The organism is Arthrobacter sp. NPDC080086 (assembly GCF_040702285.1).
The window spans coordinates 26,220-43,415 of the sequence record NZ_JBFBKP010000035.1; the positions used below are offsets into that span (position 1 = coordinate 26,220).

Annotated in this window: 16 protein-coding genes; 9 read left to right on the top strand and 7 right to left on the bottom strand. The window is 69.8% G+C overall.

Annotated elements, in window-relative coordinates; translation table 11 throughout:
* Nucleotides 1-39: 39 nt before the first annotated feature.
* Nucleotides 40-1,014: a serine hydrolase gene (locus AB0305_RS13185; protein ID WP_364134278.1), complete on the bottom strand. Its 975-nt coding sequence runs from the start codon at nt 1,012-1,014 to the stop codon at nt 40-42.
* A 182-nt stretch (nt 1,015-1,196) separates the two neighbouring features.
* Between AB0305_RS13185 and AB0305_RS13190 the strand changes: the two genes are divergently transcribed.
* Nucleotides 1,197-2,117 (top strand): 2-hydroxyacid dehydrogenase, encoded by a 921-nt coding sequence (locus AB0305_RS13190; protein ID WP_364134275.1) that lies wholly within the window; start codon nt 1,197-1,199, stop codon nt 2,115-2,117.
* Between the two features lie 35 nt (nt 2,118-2,152).
* Here the strand turns inward: AB0305_RS13190 and AB0305_RS13195 are convergent, their stop codons facing one another.
* Nucleotides 2,153-2,758: an XRE family transcriptional regulator gene (locus AB0305_RS13195; RefSeq protein WP_364134272.1), complete on the bottom strand. Its 606-nt coding sequence runs from the start codon at nt 2,756-2,758 to the stop codon at nt 2,153-2,155.
* Nucleotides 2,759-2,878: 120 nt separating this feature from the next.
* On the opposite strand from AB0305_RS13195, the gene AB0305_RS13200 reads away from it, so the two are divergent.
* A complete protein-coding gene (locus tag AB0305_RS13200; protein WP_364134269.1) occupies nt 2,879-3,907 on the top strand; it encodes an NAD(P)/FAD-dependent oxidoreductase in 1,029 nt (342 codons plus the stop codon).
* Nucleotides 3,908-3,947: 40 nt separating this feature from the next.
* On the opposite strand, the gene AB0305_RS13205 is transcribed toward AB0305_RS13200, so the two are convergent.
* From AB0305_RS13205 to AB0305_RS13215, 3 genes are read right to left on the bottom strand one after another with little or no spacing between them, the layout of a single operon-like run.
* On the bottom strand, nt 3,948-4,391 hold the full coding sequence (locus tag AB0305_RS13205) for a YdeI/OmpD-associated family protein (RefSeq protein WP_364134266.1): 444 nt from the start codon (nt 4,389-4,391) through the stop codon (nt 3,948-3,950).
* 2 nt (nt 4,392-4,393) lie between these two features.
* Nucleotides 4,394-5,083, bottom strand: a complete 690-nt coding sequence (locus tag AB0305_RS13210; RefSeq protein WP_364134264.1) for a haloacid dehalogenase type II — start codon at nt 5,081-5,083, stop codon at nt 4,394-4,396.
* Nucleotides 5,080-6,024 carry a LysR family transcriptional regulator gene (locus tag AB0305_RS13215; RefSeq protein WP_364134262.1) on the bottom strand — a complete coding sequence of 315 codons (945 nt, stop codon included), beginning with the start codon at nt 6,022-6,024 and terminating at the stop codon, nt 5,080-5,082. The genes AB0305_RS13210 and AB0305_RS13215 overlap by 4 nt, the downstream gene beginning before the upstream one ends.
* 98 nt (nt 6,025-6,122) lie before the next feature.
* Here AB0305_RS13215 and AB0305_RS13220 point away from each other — a divergent pair, with 98 nt between their 5' ends.
* From AB0305_RS13220 to AB0305_RS13235, 4 genes are all read left to right on the top strand, one after another.
* Nucleotides 6,123-7,298, top strand: coding sequence for a PrpF domain-containing protein (locus AB0305_RS13220; protein ID WP_366173140.1), 1,176 nt, complete (start codon nt 6,123-6,125; stop codon nt 7,296-7,298).
* 59 nt (nt 7,299-7,357) lie between these two features.
* The gene (gene dctA / locus AB0305_RS13225; protein ID WP_364134257.1) at nt 7,358-8,797 is read left to right on the top strand and encodes a C4-dicarboxylate transporter DctA; all 1,440 of its coding nucleotides are present in this window, start codon (nt 7,358-7,360) and stop codon (nt 8,795-8,797) included.
* A 180-nt stretch (nt 8,798-8,977) separates the two neighbouring features.
* Complete coding sequence (locus AB0305_RS13230; protein WP_364134254.1) at nt 8,978-9,979, top strand: alcohol dehydrogenase; 1,002 nt, start codon at nt 8,978-8,980, stop codon at nt 9,977-9,979.
* A gap of 146 nt (nt 9,980-10,125) precedes the next feature.
* Nucleotides 10,126-11,004 carry an aldo/keto reductase gene (locus AB0305_RS13235; protein ID WP_364134251.1) on the top strand — a complete coding sequence of 293 codons (879 nt, stop codon included), beginning with the start codon at nt 10,126-10,128 and terminating at the stop codon, nt 11,002-11,004.
* Between the two features lie 19 nt (nt 11,005-11,023).
* On the opposite strand, the gene AB0305_RS13240 is transcribed toward AB0305_RS13235, so the two are convergent.
* Nucleotides 11,024-11,176 carry a hypothetical protein gene (locus AB0305_RS13240; RefSeq protein WP_290256312.1) on the bottom strand — a complete coding sequence of 51 codons (153 nt, stop codon included), beginning with the start codon at nt 11,174-11,176 and terminating at the stop codon, nt 11,024-11,026.
* A 276-nt stretch (nt 11,177-11,452) separates the two neighbouring features.
* On the opposite strand from AB0305_RS13240, the gene AB0305_RS13245 reads away from it, so the two are divergent.
* Nucleotides 11,453-13,306, top strand: a complete 1,854-nt coding sequence (locus AB0305_RS13245; protein ID WP_364134690.1) for an amylosucrase — start codon at nt 11,453-11,455, stop codon at nt 13,304-13,306.
* Between the two features lie 96 nt (nt 13,307-13,402).
* Nucleotides 13,403-14,422: a DUF808 domain-containing protein gene (locus AB0305_RS13250; protein WP_364134248.1), complete on the top strand. Its 1,020-nt coding sequence runs from the start codon at nt 13,403-13,405 to the stop codon at nt 14,420-14,422.
* On the opposite strand, the gene AB0305_RS13255 is transcribed toward AB0305_RS13250, so the two are convergent.
* Nucleotides 14,419-15,156 carry an MBL fold metallo-hydrolase gene (locus AB0305_RS13255; protein ID WP_364134245.1) on the bottom strand — a complete coding sequence of 246 codons (738 nt, stop codon included), beginning with the start codon at nt 15,154-15,156 and terminating at the stop codon, nt 14,419-14,421. The genes AB0305_RS13250 and AB0305_RS13255 overlap by 4 nt on opposite strands.
* Nucleotides 15,157-15,400: 244 nt before the next feature.
* On the opposite strand from AB0305_RS13255, the gene AB0305_RS13260 reads away from it, so the two are divergent.
* The gene (locus AB0305_RS13260; protein ID WP_364134242.1) at nt 15,401-17,137 is read left to right on the top strand and encodes an ABC transporter ATP-binding protein; all 1,737 of its coding nucleotides are present in this window, start codon (nt 15,401-15,403) and stop codon (nt 17,135-17,137) included.
* Nucleotides 17,138-17,196 lie beyond the last annotated feature (59 nt).

Genomic DNA, 17,196 nt, shown 5'->3' on the forward strand with positions numbered 1-17,196 from the left:
GGGCGCCCGCAGCATTGTGACGCCGGGGCCGCCCCGCCCCTACCGCCGGAACAGCGCCCCGGTAACCGCCGTCGTCAGTTCGTGGAAGACCTCGATCCGCTCCGGACTGTCGGCGTCGGACCCGCCCCAGGTGTAGATCGCCACGGCGTAGGCGGCGTTCCCGGAGCTGAGCACGGCGGCGTCGTGCACGAATCCCTCCAGCAGCCCGTACTTGTGGCTCACCGTCACGCCCTCCGGGACCGCGGCGGGGATGAGCTCCTCGTCGTTGGTGCGCTGCATGAAGCCCAGCAGTTCCTCGGTGTGCTCGGGGCTGAGCAACTGCCCGGCGTAGAGCTGCTTGAGCAGTGACGCCATCTCGACGGGGGTCAGCAGGTTCTGTTCCGGGTCGTAGCTGATGCCGATCGACGCCGCGTACGTGATCAGCTCCGGGTAGCCGATGTCCTTCATCAGCAGCAACCAGGAGTCGTCGCTGCTGGTGTTGACCATCGCCTGGATCTGGAAGCCGGCGTCGTAGCTGCCCAGCCGGGACTCCAGCGAGCGTTCGCCCCGCTCCACCAGTGCGTAGTACGCCACCGCGGTCAGGATTTTCGCGGTGCTGGCTGCGGTGTAATCGGCGGTGTCGCCGAAGCGCTGCGGCTCGCCGCCCCGGGTGTCCTGCACGACGACGCCGATCCGGTAGTCGGGATTCTCGGCCAGGATCCGTTTGATCTCGCTGGAGAGGTCGACGGCGGCGGGCGGCGGCGTGTTCACCTTGACGTCCCGGGCGGGCAGGGGCTGCAGCTGGCTCTTCAGCGTGGCCCAGAAGTCGGTCTTCGGTTCCGGGCCGGTCCGCACCGTTCCGACCGTGATGGCCCCGGCCAGGACCAGCGCCGTCGTGGACCACACCGCCAAAATCCGGCGCCGTGCCCGGACCCGCGGGCTGACCCGCGGCCCACCGGATGGTGCCATTCCGGCACCCCCGGTGCCGGCCCGTGAGCTCTCCGGTGCGGGCTTGCGGGGGGCGGGGGAGTCCATGGGGCGGGCCTTTCACGTGCTGGCCTGGGCGGCAGGCCGGGGGGATGCCTCGAATGTAGGCCCGGGTGGCGGCGAAGTCCACGCCCCACGCGGCCCGGCCGGACAGGTGTGGGCCAACTCCCAGCTTCCCGCCTGGCGGACGCTGCGGGCCGTGGTCGGACCGTACGGTTAGGCTGGCTGCCATGCCTAGGAAAATCACTGTCTCCCTGCCGGATGCCACCCTGCGCGACTACCTCACCCCGGACCCGGACGTCACGGTCCTGGAGTGGGACCTCTCCGGCGAACCGCCCATGCCGCGGCTCGACATTGTGGTGCCGCCGTACATGGGCGGCCCGGCGGTGCTGCGCGGCCTGGACGGCGTGGAGACGGGGCTGGTGCAGAGCCAGTCGATCGGGTTCGACGGCGTGGCGGAGTTCCTGCCGGACGGTCACGTCTTCGCCAACGCCGCCAGCGTGCACGAGACCTCCACCGCGGAACTGACCCTGGCGCTGATCCTGGCCAGCCAGCGCGAGTTCCCCCGCATCCTGCAGAACCAGCGCGAACGCCGCTGGGAGGGCCGGCCCACCGCCAGCCTGGCGGACCAGCGCGTGCTGATCGTGGGCTACGGCGGCGTGGGCAAGGCCATCGAGGACCGGCTCCTGCCCTTTGAGACCATGGTGACCCGCGTGGCCAGCCGCGCCCGGACCGATAACCGTGGACCCATCCACGGCATCGACGAACTCCACGCCCTGCTGCCGGAACACGACATAGTGATCGTGGGCGTCCCGCTCAGCGACTCCACCCGGCACCTGATCGACGACGCATTCCTCTCCGCAATGCCCGACGGCGCCCTGCTGGTCAACATCGCCCGTGGCCCGGTGGCTGACACCGACGCGCTGGTCAAGCACACCTCCGCCGGCCGTATCCGCGCCGCCGTCGACGTCACCGACCCCGAACCGCTGCCCGCCGACCACCCGCTCTGGGAGATTCCCGGCGTCATCATCACTCCGCACGTGGGCGGCGCCTCCGCCGCGATGCGCCCCCGCATGGGCAGGCTGCTGCAGCGCCAGATCGACCTCATGCTGGCCGGCGAACCGCCCGTCAACGTGGTGCTGAACGGCTAGGCCCCACCGGAAACCATCAGGAGCCCCCTGCCGGGCTAGTCCCGCCCGTGCCCGGGTGATGCAGTCTTCGGCCGGGCGCGGACGTGCATCCGCTCGCCCTGCTGGCCGAACAGGCTGATCAACTCCACGGGCCGGCCGTCGGCGCTGGCAAACCAGTGCGGCGTGTGGGTGTCGAACTCGGCAGCCTCGCCCGGGCGCAGTTCGAAGTCCTTGTCGCCCAGGACCAGGCGCAGCCTGCCGTTGAGGACGTAGAGCCACTCGTAGCCCTCGTGAACGCGCGGATCCGGTTCCTCCCCGCGGGCGTCGCCTTCCAGGACCATCTTGAAGGCCTGCAAACCGCCCGGGCGGCGGGTGAGCGGGACGGCCGTCATCCCGGCGTGGGTAATGGGCTTGAGGTGGATTCTCGGATCCCCGGTGGACGGGGCGTCAACCATGTCATCGAGGGGCACCCCGTAGAGCCGCGCGAGGGGGAGCAGGAGCTCCAGGTTAGGCCGCCGCTGGCCCGCTTCGAGACGTGACAGGGTGCTGGCGGACACCCCGGAGGCGGCGGCAACCTCGGTGAGGGTGAGGTTCCGTTCGACGCGGAGTGCCTTGAGCCGCGGGCCCACTGCTCCGAGGACTGCATCGAGGTCGTTTGTCATGCGCCCATTTTGCCAGAATGGCAAACTTCTTTGCCAGTTTCAGCGCAGGAGTATCAGGCTGTTGCTATGCCCCGCCCGCGGCGGCGGGAGGTTTAGCGACAGATCGAGAGGCTCAGCAGTATGGAAAACACGCGATGTGACGTTGTGATTGTGGGCGGCGGAGCGGCCGGCCTCAGCGCGGCCACCACCCTGGCCCGGGCGCTGCGCTCGGTGGTGGTCATTGATTCCGCTGCACCCCGCAATGCGCCGGCGGCGGGCGTGCACGGGTTCCTCTCCCGGGACGGAATCAGGCCCGGCGAGCTGCTGGCCGCCGGCCGGCGGGAAGTGCTTTCTTACGGGGGAACGCTGATCGACGGCGAGGCGGTCTCGGCCCGGCGCACCCCCGATGGTTTCGATGTGACGACCGGCGACGGGCGCCGGATTTCGGGGCGGCGGCTTCTGGTCACCACCGGCCTGACCGATGAGCTGCCCCCGATTGAGGGGATTCGGGAGCAGTGGGGCAAGGGCGTGGTGCACTGTCCCTACTGTCACGGCTGGGAGATCCGCGGGCAACGGATCGGGGTGCTGGGCACGGGGCCGCTGTCCATGCATCAGGCCTTGCTGTTCCGCCAGTGGTCGACGGAGATCACCTTGTTCCTCAACGACACGGTGGAACCCACCGACGAGGAATGGGAAAAGCTGGCGGCCCGCTCCATCACGGTCGTTGACGGACCGGTGGCCTCGGTCGACGCCGCGGACGGCGTCCTGCGGGGCGTCACCCTCGGCTCGGGGCACTCCTTCGACGTCCAGGCGGTGGCGGTCGCGTCCCGGCTGGAGGCCCGCTCCCACCTTCTTGAGTCCCTTGGACTGACGTCACAGCCGCATCCGTCGGGGGCCGGCCGGTTTGTGGAGGCTGATCCGATGGGTGGCGCCACAGCCGTCCGCGGCGTGTACGCGGCCGGCAACGTCTCGAACCCGATGGCGCAGGTGGTCACCGCGGCAGCCGATGGTGTCATGAGCGGGGCCCGGATCAACGCGGATCTCATCGACCAAGACACCCGCTGGGCCGTGGAGGGGCGCTTCGGCCCCTTCTCCGCCGCCTCGGAGGACGCGGCCTTCAAGGCCGTGCTGGGGCAGCGGCGCTATGGCCTGGAGGTTAGCGACCGGTAGGAAACGGGGACGACGCCGGGAGCCGCCCCTAACGGGGAAGCTACTTCTTCCCGGCCCGGAGGTCGGCCACCACCTTGGCCACGCGGCGGGCTCGGGTCTCCGCCGTCTTTGCGTCGGCCAGCGGCTCCACGTACCGGCGCTGGCTGCTGTAGTTCAGCGTCGCGTAGAACGCCTTCGCCTCCGGGTCCGCCTCCAGCGCGGCGGCCAGGTCCTCCGGGACCTCGACGACGCGCGGCTGGGTGTCCACCTCGACGTCGACCTCCACCGTGTCGCCGCCGGCCACGCCCGTCAGGGCCCGGTTGGCGGCGCTGACGCCGATCATGTTCTGCCCGCCCATCACCGCGATGCTGCTGCGGTAGCTGGCCCCGTTGATGGTCACCACCACGGGCGGTTTCCGGCCGGCGCCCAGTGCGTCGACCACCTCCTGCGGCACGACGATTCCGGTTTTTGTGGCGCTGCCCTGGATGGTGGTGGTGAATTTCATGATCACAGTATGCCCCGGGAGGAGCCCAGCGCCGCCGGAAGCTCCGTCAACGCCGCGACGGTGATGTCCGGCGCCTCGAAATGCGCCGGGTAGCCGTGGCCGGACCGGTTCAGCCAGGCGGTCCGCAGCCCGGCACGGGCCGCGCCGTGGATGTCCCACGGGTGCACGGCCACCAGCAGCATTTCTCCCGGCTCCACGCCTAAGCTATCGGCCGCGTACTCGTAGGACGCCCGCGCAGGCTTCCAGGCGGGCGCATCTTCCACCGAGAGCAGCGCCTCGAACGAATCCCGGATCCCGGCGTCGTCCAGCAGCTTCCCGGCGATCCGGACCGAACCGTTGCTGAGCGTGACCAGCCGGAACCCGGCGGCTGCCAGGGACCGGATCCCGTCCGGGACGTCCGGGTGGACGCCCAGGCTGCCGAAGCCGTCCATCACGTGCTGCACGGCGTCGTCGAGCGGACGGTTCAACTCAGCACCGGCGAACAGCTCCCGGAGGACGGCCGCGCCGATCGCGGCAAAGTCCTGGTTGCTACCGGCCGCGGCCAGCGCGAAGCCGTCCCGCAGCAGGGAGGCGAACCAGAGCGGGGCCAGCTCCACCGGCGCTCCCACCTCCTCGAAGCGGCCGCCCATCGGCGACATGTCGGACAGGGTCTCGTTGACGTCAAAGACGATGACGGAAAGCGGTGCGGTCATGGCTGCTCCTCGGTTGCCGGTGACTCCGTTATACGCCCCGCGGCCCGGCGCTTCGCCGTGGACCGGAACACCGCGGCGGCCTGCTGCGCCGCGGGGCTGAGCCGGCGGTTGGCCAGCTGGGCCAGGAGGATCCGGCGTTTCGGGGCGCCGGCAAGGGGGACGGCGACGACGTCTGGCCGCAGGGCGCTGAGCGCAAGCTGCGGTGCCAGGGCGATCCCGATTCCCGCCGCCACCATGCCCTGGGTCTCCTGGTAGTCGTTGGCGTCGAAGGCGATCCGCGGCTCGAACCCCGCCTCGCGGCAGACCCGCCGGAGCACGTCCGCCACCGGGTGCTCATCCCGGACAATCCACTCCTGGTCCCGCAGCGACTCGATCCGCACCGACTTCTTCCCGGCCAGTGGGTGGTCTCGCTGCACCAGCAGCATGGTGGGGTCATTCATCAACCGGACCAGGGAGAGGTCCTCGTCCGCGATCTCCTGCCAGGGGTAGTCCCAGAGCAGGGTCAGCTCGACGTCGCGCCGGCGCAGCGACTCCAGCAGCCCCTCGCGCCGGGCGCTGATCACTGTCACTGCCACGTCCGGGTACCGGGCCCGGAACGCCAGCACCACATCCGGCATCAGCGAGGCGCCCACCGTGGGGAAGGTGCCCATCCGCAGCTGTCCCCGGCGGAGCCCGGCGAACTCGTCCATTTCCGCCCGGGCCGCCTCAATGGTGCGGTCGATGCTGTCCGCGTAGCCCACGAGCGCCAGCCCTGCCTCGGTCAGGACAACGCCGCGCGGCTGCCGGTCCACCAGGGACACTCCCACCTCGTGTTCGAGCTTCGCGATCTGCTGCGAGACGGCGGAAGTGGTGAAGGACAGGGCCGCCGCCGCGGAGGTCAGGGACCCGGAACGGTGCACTTCGCGGAGCAGGTGGAGCCGGTGAAGATCAAGCTTTGCCATTCCCTGACTTTAGCAAAAGTGAATAGGTGTGGAATTTATCGTGATTGTGCTGAAGCCTCCGCTGCCGGATCGTAGAGAGGGAAGCGCAGGGATGCGCGATGAACCATCTGCACCACATGAAGGAGAACACCGTGGGACTGCGAGGCCACTGGTATCGGGGCGGGACCAGCAAATGCTGGTTGTTTGACGCGAAAGACGTCGCCCCGTTCGCAACCAACCGGGAAGAAATCCGCGAACTGCTCGCCGACGCGTTCGGCGCGGCGGACGCCCGGCAGCTCGACGGCGTCGGCGGCGGCACCTCCACCACCTCCAAGGCCGCCGTCATCTGGGCCACCCCCGGAGAGGACGCGGACCTGGACTACCTGTTCGCCCAGGTGGGGATCGGGGACCGGACCGTGGAGCTCGGCTCCAACTGCGGCAACTGCGCCACGGCTATCGCCCTGTTCGCCGTGCAGACGGGCATCGTCCCCGCCGCGGACGGACTCACCCGGGTCCGGATGCGCAACCTCAACACCGGCGCCGTGCTCAGCGGCACCGTCCCCACCCCGGGCGGCACCGTCCCGAAGTCCGGACTGGCCCGGGTTCCCGGCAGCTCCGCCGTCGGCGTCCCCGTCAGCCTGTCCTTCCACGGCCCCTGGGGCCGCAGCACCGGCGCCGTCCTGCCCACCGACGCCCCGGCGGACAGCATCGACCTCGGTCCACGCTCCGTGGCGGCAACACTGGTGGACGCCGGCGCCCCCGCGGTCCTGATTCCCGCCGACCAGGCCGGCGTGGACCTCTCCGACATGACCGGCAACCTCGCCGGGCAGCTCGGAACCCTGGTGGCGGCCCGGGCCGCGGCGGGCCTGAGGATGGGCCTGCGGAAGCCGGAGGACCCGCCGCAGAACGCCGTACCCAAGGTCGGCGTCGTCGACGAACCGGGCGACTACACCGCCGCGGACGGCACCCTGGTCACCGCGGACTCCCACGACCTGCGGGTCCGCATGCTCTCCATGCTCGCCCCGCACCCGGCCATCGGCCTCACCTCCGCGGTGGCCGTCTCCCTGGCCGCGGCCCTGCCCGGCTCCGTTCCGGCCGGGCTGCTCCGCCAGGCCCCGGAACTCGCCCCGGGCACCTCCCGCCTGCTGCGCATCGGCACCCCCGCCGGCGTGGTCACCACGGAAGTCGTCGCCGGGGACGACGGCTCCATCACCGAAGTCGCGCTGCACCGCGCGGCCCGGCACCTCGCTACGGCCGATATTGACGTCGCCAGGTCATCTGGCATCTCCGCCTAGCACCCGTACCTGTTGCCCTGTCATCATGAGAGGGCCGCATTCAGCAAGGAAGTTGTTCAATGAAGATCAAATCCATCCTCGGGCATCTCTACGTCCAGGTCCTCATCGGCGTCGCCCTCGGCGTCCTGGTGGGCTCCCTCTGGCCGGATCTCGGCGCCGGGCTGAAACCGATCGGCGACGGGTTCGTCAAGCTGGTGAAGTTCATGATCGCCCCGATCGTCTTCTGCACGATCGTCGGCGGCATCACCTCCCTGACGGACACCAAGCAGGTCCGGCCCACACTGCTCCGCTCCCTCGGCCTGTTCTACGCGCTGACCGCGGTGGCCCTGGCCCTGGGACTGGCCGCGGTGATGATCATCCAGCCCGGCACCGGCATGCACATCAACCCGGCGCACCTGGACTCCTCGGTGGCCGCGAAGTACACCAGTCAGCTGCCCAGCAGCAACCCCGTGGACTTCTTCCTGAACATCATCCCCACCACCTTCGTGGGCGCCTTCGCCGACGGTGAGGTGCTGCCCGTCCTGGTCATCGCGATGCTCTGCGGATTCGCCTTCAGCAAGCTCGGCGCCCCCGGCCAGGTGGCCCTGACCGTGGTGAACAGCTTCAACAAGATGCTCTTCGTGGTCTTCGGGTACATCATGAAGGTCGCCCCGCTGGGTGCCTTCGGCGCCATGGCCTTCACCGTCGGAAAGTACGGCGCGCACTCCATCGGCAACCTGGGCATGCTGATCGTGGCCTTCTACGCCGCCTGCATCGTGTTCGTCGTCGTCGGCCTGGGCCTGCTCGCCCGGATCACCGGCTTCAGCCTCTGGCAGACCCTGCGCTACTTCAAGGACGAGTTCTTCATCGTCCTGGCCACCTCCTCCAGCGAGCCCGTCCTGCCGCGGCTGCTCTCCAAGCTGGAGCGCGTCGGCTGCGACCGGAGTGTCGTGGGCCTGGTGGTCCCCACCGGGTACAGCTTCAACCTCTCGGGCACGGCCATCTACCTGACCCTCGCCTCCATGTTCATAGCCCAGGCGTGCGACATCCAGCTCAGCTGGGGCCAGATCCTGGTGATGCTCGGCATGATGCTCCTGACCTCCAAGGGCGCGGCCGGCGTGACCGGCAGCGGCTTCGTGGCCCTGGTGGCGACCCTGACCGTCATGCCCACCCTCCCGGTGGCCGGCGTGGCCCTGATCGTCGGCATCGACCGCTTCATGAGCGAGGCCCGCGCCCTGACCAGCACCGTCTGCAACATCGTCTCCTGCATCGCCGTCGCCAAGTGGCAGAAGTCGCTGGACACCGTGACCCTGCACCGCGAGCTCAAGGCCGGGTTCGTTCCCACGGAGGCCGACGCCGACGCGGCCGCCGCCGGGCACGGCACCGAAGCTCCTGCGGGCGGCAGCGTGGCGGCCGACGCCGGGCACGGCACCGAAGCCCCGGCGGGCGCCGTCGCGACCCCCGGCGCCGGCCAGCCGGCGGAGCCGGTCAAGGCGCCGCAGCCGGCACTGGCTCACTAGGAAAATTCCACCCTGCCCACGCCCAGCCTCCGGTCGTAAACTGACGGACGGGCCTGCGGTTATCGCGGTGCCGGTTGGCCATGACGGCCGGCCGGCACCGCTGCCGTGTGCCCCCGCATGACTGAACGGCCCGGCTCTCCCCACCCGGGCCGCCATCGAGAACTATGGAAAGGCACCCCCATGAAAGCCATCCAGTTTGCAGCCCCCGGCTCCTCCTTCGAAACAGTCGACCGGGAGGTCCCCGAGGTTCCCCGCGGCCACGTCCTGGTCAAGGTCCACGCCAGCGGTATCTGCCACTCCGACGCCATGGCCGCAGCCGGCTTCGCGTCCTCCTACCCCCGCGTCCCCGGCCACGAGGTCGCCGGCACGGTCGAATCCGTGGGCGAGGGCGTCACCCGGTGGGAAGCCGGCCAGCGCGTGGGCGTCGGCTGGTTCGGCGGCGCCTGCTTCGAGTGCGACTCCTGCCGCCGCGGCGACTTCATCACCTGCTCCGTGGGCAAGACCACCGGCCTGAGCGCCGACGGCGGCTACGCCGAGTACCTCGTGGCCCCGGCCGACGCCCTGGCCGCCATCCCGGAGGGGCTGAGCTTCGAGGAGGCCGCGCCCCTGATGTGCGCCGGCGTCACCACCTTCAACGGCCTGCGGCACAGCGGCGCCCGCGCGGGCGACGTCGTCGCCGTCCTCGGCCTGGGCGGCCTGGGCCACCTGGGTGTGCAGTTCGCCGCGAAGATGGGCTTCGAGGTCGTGGCGATCGCCCGCGGTTCGGAGAAGGAATCGTTCGCCAAGGAGCTTGGCGCGCATCACTACATCGACAGCACCTCGTCCGACGTCGCGGAGGAACTGAAGAAGCTCGGCGGCGCCAAGGTGGTCCTCGCCACCGTCACGGACGCCGCGGCGATGTCCGGCACCGTCGGCGGCCTGGCCCCGCGCGGCCGCCTGGTGGTCCTGGGCGTCCCGCACGAAAACCTTGAGGTTTCCGCGGCCAGCCTGGTGATGGGCAGCAGCTCCGTCAACGGCCACGCCTCCGGCACCGCGAAGGACTCCGAGGACACCCTCCGCTTCTCCGCCCTCACCGGGGTCCGCCCGATGATCGAGACCTACCCGCTGGAGAAGGCGGCGGAGGGCTTCGACCACATGATGTCCGGCAAGGCCCGCTTCCGCGTGGTCCTCACCACCAACTAGGACGGGCGTCCCACAGGCTGTCCGCCGTGCCCGGTCTGCGGTGCACGGCGGATAGCCTGAGGGCGGGGAGCGTCAACGCTTCCCCACGAGACTGATGACCGGCCCACCCCGCGAGGGTGGGCATGGCCGGAGACAAGGGAGCGACAATGCTGGAGAAAAGGCCGTTCGGCGATACCGGATTGGATGTCTCCATCGTGGGGCTCGGTGCCGGCCAGATCGGGGAATCCGACGTCACCGAGCGCGACGCCGCTGACGTGCTCAACGGGGCACTGGATCTGGGTGTCACGCTGATCGACACCGCGGCCAGTTACGGGCTGAGCGAGGAGCGCATCGGCCGGCACCTTGGCCACCGGCGGGAGGAGTTCGTCCTCTCCACCAAGGGCGGCCCGAAGATCAACGGCCAACGGGACTGGTCGCCGGGCAGCGTGCGGGAAAGCATCGAACGGTCGTTGCGCCTGACGCAGTCCGAACGCCTAGACATCTTCTACCTGCACTCCTGCCCGCTCGACGTGCTGCGGCGCGGCGACCTGCAGGACACGCTGGACCGGGCCGTCGCCGACGGCAAGATCGGCGTCGCCGGCTATAGCGGGGACAACGAGGCGCTGGCCTTCGCAGCGGAGTCGGGCCGGTTCGGCGCGATCGAAACCAGCGTCAACATCGCCGATCAGTGGAACCTGCGCAACGTCGTGGGCAAGCAACCCGAGCTGGGCGTCATCGCCAAGCGTCCGATCGCAAACGCACCCTGGCGGTTCCCCGAGCGGCCGGTGGGAAACTACGCCGAGCTCTATTGGGAACGGCTCCGGGCCCTCGAGCTGGACCCCGGGGCCCTGGACTGGGCCGAATTCGCCCTGCGGTTCACGGTGTACGCGCCCGGCGTGCACACCGCCATCGCGGGCACGGCCAAGCTGGAGCACCTGCGGCACAACATCGCGGCTGTGGCCGGCGGACCACTGGACGCCGACACCCTGGCGGCCATCGACCGTGCGTGGCTCGCCGTGGGGTCCGACTGGCCGGCTTCAACCTAGGAAGCCCGCCAGACGCAGGCTACAGCGGGTCGGAGAACTGCGCGGCGACCTTGGACGGATCCAGGCCGGGAACGACGACGGCGGTGACGACCTCGGGTTCGGAAAAGAGTGCTGCGTGGGCGGAAGCCGCGGCGGGGGTTTCCAGCGGAGACGGTGTCTGGGTAGAGGTCATGGTCCTCATGTCTACGCCATCGGGGAGGCTGGGTCGAACCGGCGCGCGGTGGAGGTAGTAATCAGGCTGACGATCGGCCGGCCATCGTGACCGTCGCCACAGATTCTGACGCCCGGACCGCGGTCCGGGATGGACAACGCCGCGCCCAGGCCACAGCCTTATCTCCAGGGCCGCACACGCCGTCGGCCGCCACCGCAGCGAAGGAGCACCGTGCCGCCCACCACTTCCCCCGGAACCGTGCCCGGAGACAGCATCCGCGCAACCTTGGCCTCCGAGGTGGCCGCCGCCCGCCGGCTCGGCACCACGGACCGGGACTGGGAAGCGTTTCAGGAGCGGTTCGACGCCGAATTCCCCCGGCTGGAGTCCCTGTTCCGGCGGATCTACGGCCCGGACGGCGACGCCGAACTGCGGCAGCTGGTCCTCGACGCGGCGGCGTCCTGGCAGGACCGGCCAGCTGACCTGAAGGCCCTGGACGCGGCCCGCGCGGCGGACCCGGACTGGTTCCAGTCCAACGGCATGCTGGGCGGGGTCTGCTACGTGGACCTCTACGCCGGGGACCTCTCCGGCCTGCGCGCCCGCATCCCGTACTTCCGGGAGCTGGGCCTGACCTACCTGCACCTGATGCCACTGTTCCGCGCCCCGGAGGAGAACTCGGACGGCGGCTACGCCGTCTCCAGCTACCGCGACGTCAACCCGGACCTGGGCACCATGGCCGAGCTCGCCGCCGTCGCCCGCGAACTCCGGGAGAACGGCATCGCCCTGGTGGTGGATTTCATCTTCAACCACACCTCCAACGAACACGACTGGGCGCGCAAGGCCGTGGCGGGGGAACCCGGCTTCGAGGACTTCTACCTGATCTTCCCGGACCGGACCATGCCTGACGCGTACGAGGAGACCGTCCGGGAGATCTTCCCGGATGACCACCCCGGCTCCTTCATCCAGCTGGAGGACGGGCGCTGGATCTGGGCCACCTTCCACTCCTTCCAGTGGGACCTGAACTACCGCAACCCGCGGGTGTTCCGCGCCATGGCCGGGGAAATGCTCTACCTGGCCAACCAGGGCGTGGACATCGTGCGGATGGACGCGGTGGCGTTCATCTGGAAGCAGCTGGGCACCCCGTGCGAGAGCCTGCCGGAGGCGCACCTGCTGCTGCAGGCGTTCAACGCCGTGTGCAGGCTCGCGGCGCCGTCGCTGTTGTTCAAGTCCGAGGCGATCGTGCACCCGGACGAGGTGGTGCAGTACATCAGCCCGGGGGAGTGCCAGCTCAGCTACAACCCGCTGCAGATGGCCCTGATCTGGAACACGCTGGCCACCCGCGAGGTGAACCTGCTGGCCCAGGCGCTGGAACGCCGCCACCACATCCCGGACGGTACCGCCTGGGTGAACTACGTCCGCAGCCACGACGACATCGGCTGGACCTTCTCCGACGAGGACGCCGCCGAGTTCGGCATAAACGGCCACGACCACCGCAGCTTCCTCAACGCCTTCTTCGTCAACCGGTTCCCGGACAGTTTTGCCCGCGGCGTGCCGTTCCAGGACAACCCGCGCACCGGGGACTGCCGCGTCTCGGGCACGACGGCGTCCCTCGCCGGGCTCGAGGCGGGTGACGGTTCCGCTGTGGCGCGGATCCTGCTGGCGCACTCGATCGTCCTCAGCACCGGCGGCATCCCGCTGCTGTACCTGGGCGACGAGGTGGGGCAGCTGAACGACTACGCCTACCGCCAGGACCCGGCCAAGGCCGAGGACAGCCGCTGGGTGGGACGTCCGGAGTACCCGGCGGAGCGGTACGCCGAACGGACGGACCCGGCAACGGACGCCGGGAAGATCTTCGCCGGGCTGACCCACCTGATCGACGTGCGACGGCGGACCCCCGAGTTCGCGGGCGGCCGCCTGATCCCGTTCCACACCCACAACCCGCACATGCTGGGCTACCAGCGCCCGGGGACTGCCGGCGGCGGGGAATCCACCATCCTGGTGCTCGCCAACTTCGGCGACACCGCCCAGCACCTCGACGCCGCGACGCTCGGCGGGATGCCGGACACGGCCGAGGACCTCATCGGCGGCGGACGGGTCACCCTCCGGGACGGCTTGACCCTGGAGCCGCACGGCCTCCGCTGGCTCCGCGTCTGAGGAGGCGCCCGCATATACTTCGGAGATGCCGACAACGTGCCTGGACAGAGGCTGCCGCGACCTTCCTTCTGACTCTCGACAGCCCGGAAGCGCCCGGTGAGCGGCGGTCTGGTCGCCCTGCTGGACGACATCGCCGCCTTGGCCAGGATCGCCGCCGCCTCGGTGGACGACGTCGCGGCGGGCGCGGCCAAAGCCGGTGCCAAGGCCGCCGGCGTCGTAATTGACGACGCCGCCGTGACCCCGCAGTACGTGTCCGGCGCGGACCCGTCCCGCGAACTGCCGATGATCTGGAAGATTTTCCGGGGTTCGCTGCGCAACAAGCTCCTGATCATCCTGCCGGCCCTGCTGCTCATCAGCGCCTTCATCCCGTGGATCATCCCGTTCATCCTCATGGCCGGCGGTACCTACCTCTGCTACGAGGGCGCCGAGAAGATCTGGCACAAGCTCCGCGGCCAGCACGAGGCGGATGAGGACACCCCGGCGGTGGACCGGGGCCCGGAGGCCGAAGCCAAGGTCACCAAGGGCGCCATCACCACCGACTTCATCCTGTCCTGCGAGATCATGGTCATCGCCATGAACGAGGTGGCGGCCGAATCGCTGTGGGTCCGCGCTGTCGTCCTGGTGGCTGTCGCCATCGCGATCACCGCGGCCGTGTACGGCGCCGTCGCGCTGATCGTCAAGATGGACGACATCGGCCTGCACCTGACGACCAAGGACTCCGCCGGATCGAAGCGCTTCGGGGAGCTCCTGGTCCGGGGAATGCCGAAGGTCCTGACCACCATCACCGTCATCGGAACGGGCGCCATGCTCTGGGTGGGCGGGCACATCATGCTGCAGGGCGCCCACGACCTCGGCTGGCACGGCCCCTACGACCTGGTCCACGCCCTCCAACACCCCGTCGCCGGCGTCGCCGTGGTGGGCGGGTTCCTTGCCTGGCTGGTGAACACCCTGTGCTCGGCCGTCCTGGGACTCGCCTGGGGCCTGGTGGTCATGACCGTCCTGACGCCGCTGCTCAAGGTGCTGCCCTTCGGGAAGAAGAACGACGGCGGCCACGAAGGCCGCGCCGCCACCGACGGACAGCACCCGGCACGGCACGACGCCGACCCCGCCTCCTAGCTGGTACTTCCGGGCGAGCCTTGCGCGCCGCCGGCGCGAAGGCCCTCCACGAAGGCGCGGTCCCGGCTGATCCGCTCCCGCAGTTCCCCGGTTCCGCCCACCGAGCCGTGCCCGGGGATGACGGCATCGACGCCGTCGGCCACGCCGTCGAACAGCTGCAGCGCCGCGAGGTAGTCGGCGATGGGATCCTCGGCGTTGAGGTCGAGGAACGGCGTCAGGACGTCGGAGAGCATGTCGCCGGCAACCAGGACACGGCGGTCCTCGATGAGCAGCGCCGCATGGCCCCGGGCGTGGGCCCGATGCTCGATGATGCGGATGGAGGGGCCGTCCCAGGGAATATGCGACGCGTTGTCGGGCAGACCGGTGATGAGCCCGAACAGCTCCATCGGAATCTCGTCGACGAACTCGGGCGGCAGGACACCGGCCACGCGGTCCTGCCAGTCCCCCGTGGACAGCAAGGCCTGAAGCGAAGCCCCGCACCGGGCCGTGCCGTAGCGGGGCGCGTCGCCTAAGGCCTCGTGCCACAGGACGTGGTCCCAGTGCGGGTGCGTGGCGAAGCCTGCCACGACGGGCTGGCCCAGCTCGCGGACGTCGTGAGCGAGGCCGGCCAGTTCGGTGCGCGTGATGCCGGGGTCGATCAGCAGAACCCCGCCGCGGCCCTGGACGACCACGCAGTTACTCTGAAGGAACTCGCTCACGTGCACCAGAACGCCCTCCGCGACCTGCCTCAGCATGGAATCCCTCCCGTGTGGTGGTGAACCGCTGGTTGGGAGGCTATTCCCGGCCTACGTGGAGCACAAGCACCGAACGCCCGGCGTCTTTCATGGGGGCGACTGCGGCGCCCTGATCCGGCCAGATTCCGCGGTACGTCCGCCCTGAGAGGAACCCGGTTCACGCCCAGCATCCGGACGTAGACTGGCGTTCGAACCAGCAGCGCGTGGGGACGCTGAGAGTGGCGCTTTCAGAAGTGGAGACCGGATGCTCTGGAAACTGCTCGTACAGTACCTGCGGCCGCAGCGCGCGCTGCTGCTCGCCGTCGTCGTCTTCCAGTTGGCCGCCTCCATCGCCTCGCTGTACCTGCCCACCCTGAACGCGGACATCATCGACCAGGGCGTGGCGCGCGGGGACACGGACTACATCCTGCGCACCGGCGGCCAGATGCTGATGATCACGCTGCTGCAGATCGCCTGCACCATCGCAGCCGTCTATTTCGGCGCGAAGGCCGCGATGGCGCTGGGCCGGGACGTGCGCGGGGCGATCTTCACCCGGGTGGCCGAATTCTCCGAGCAGGAGGTTACCCGCTTCGGCGCGCCCAGCCTGATCACCCGCTCCACCAACGACGTCCAGCAGGTTCAGCAACTGGTGCTGATGTCCGCCACCCTGATGGTCACCGCTCCCATGCTTAGCATCGGCGGCGTCATCATGGCCATCCGGCAGGACGTGCAGCTGTCCTGGCTGATCGCGGTCAGCGTCCCGGTGCTGCTGCTGGCGGTGGGCCTGATCGTGAGCCGGATGGTGCCGTTGTTCCGGCTGATGCAGACCCGGATCGACACGGTGAACCGGGTGCTGCGCGAACAGCTCACCGGCATCCGCGTGGTCCGCGCGTTCGTCCGGGAGGACATCGAGACGGAGCGCTTCGGCCGTGCCAACGCGGACGTCACGGACACCGCACTGCGCGCCGGCCGGCTGATGGCGCTGGCGTTCCCGTCGGTGATGCTGGTCCTCAACGTCTCCTCCGTGGCGGTGATCTGGTTCGGCGCGTACCGGATCGAGGACGGGTCCATGCAGGTGGGCACCATGATCGCGTTCCTGAGCTACCTCATGCAGATCCTGATGTCCGTCATGATGGCCACGTTCATGGCGGTCATGATCCCGCGCGCCGCCGTCTCCGCGGACCGGATCGGGCAGGTGCTGGGCACCGAATCCAGCGTCCGCCCGCCCGCGCATCCGGTCAGCCTCGCCGGTGCCGCCCGCGGCGAGCTGGAAATGCGCGACGTCGGATTCGCCTACCCGGGCGCCGAGGCACCGGTCCTCTCCGAAGTCAGCTTCACGGCCCGCGCCGGGCAGACGACGGCGATTATCGGCTCCACCGGTTCGGGCAAGACCACCCTGGTGAACCTGATGCCGCGGCTCTTCGACGCCACCTCCGGCTCGGTCCGGATCGACGGCGTGGACGTCCGCGAGTTGCACCCGGACCTGCTCTGGGGGCACATCGGCCTGGTCCCGCAGAAGCCATACCTGTTCTCCGGCACGGTCCGCAGCAACCTGCTCTACGGCAAGCCCGACGCCACCGAGGACGAACTCTGGCAGGCCCTCGCCATCGCCCAGGCCGAGGACTTCGTCCGCGAGATGGAGGGCGGCCTGGACGCGCCCATCTCGCAGGGCGGCACCAACGTTTCCGGCGGGCAGCGGCAGCGGATCGCGATTGCCCGGGCCCTGGTGAAACGGCCCGAGCTGTACATCTTTGACGACTCGTTCTCCTCGCTGGACACCGCCACGGACGCCCGGCTGCGGCAGGCGCTCAAGCAGCACACCGCCGGGGCGACCCTGGTGATCATCGCCCAGCGGGTCTCCAGCATCGCGGACGCGGACCGGATCCTGGTGCTCGACGACGGCCGAATCGTCGCGCAGGGCACGCATGAGGGGCTGCTGGAGACCTCGGAGACGTACAACGAGATTGTGAACTCCCAGCTCGCGGCGGAGGAGGCGGTATGAGCAAGGTCGAATCGCAGACGCCGACGGCGGGCGGCGGCGCGGGGTCCGGCGGCGGCAAC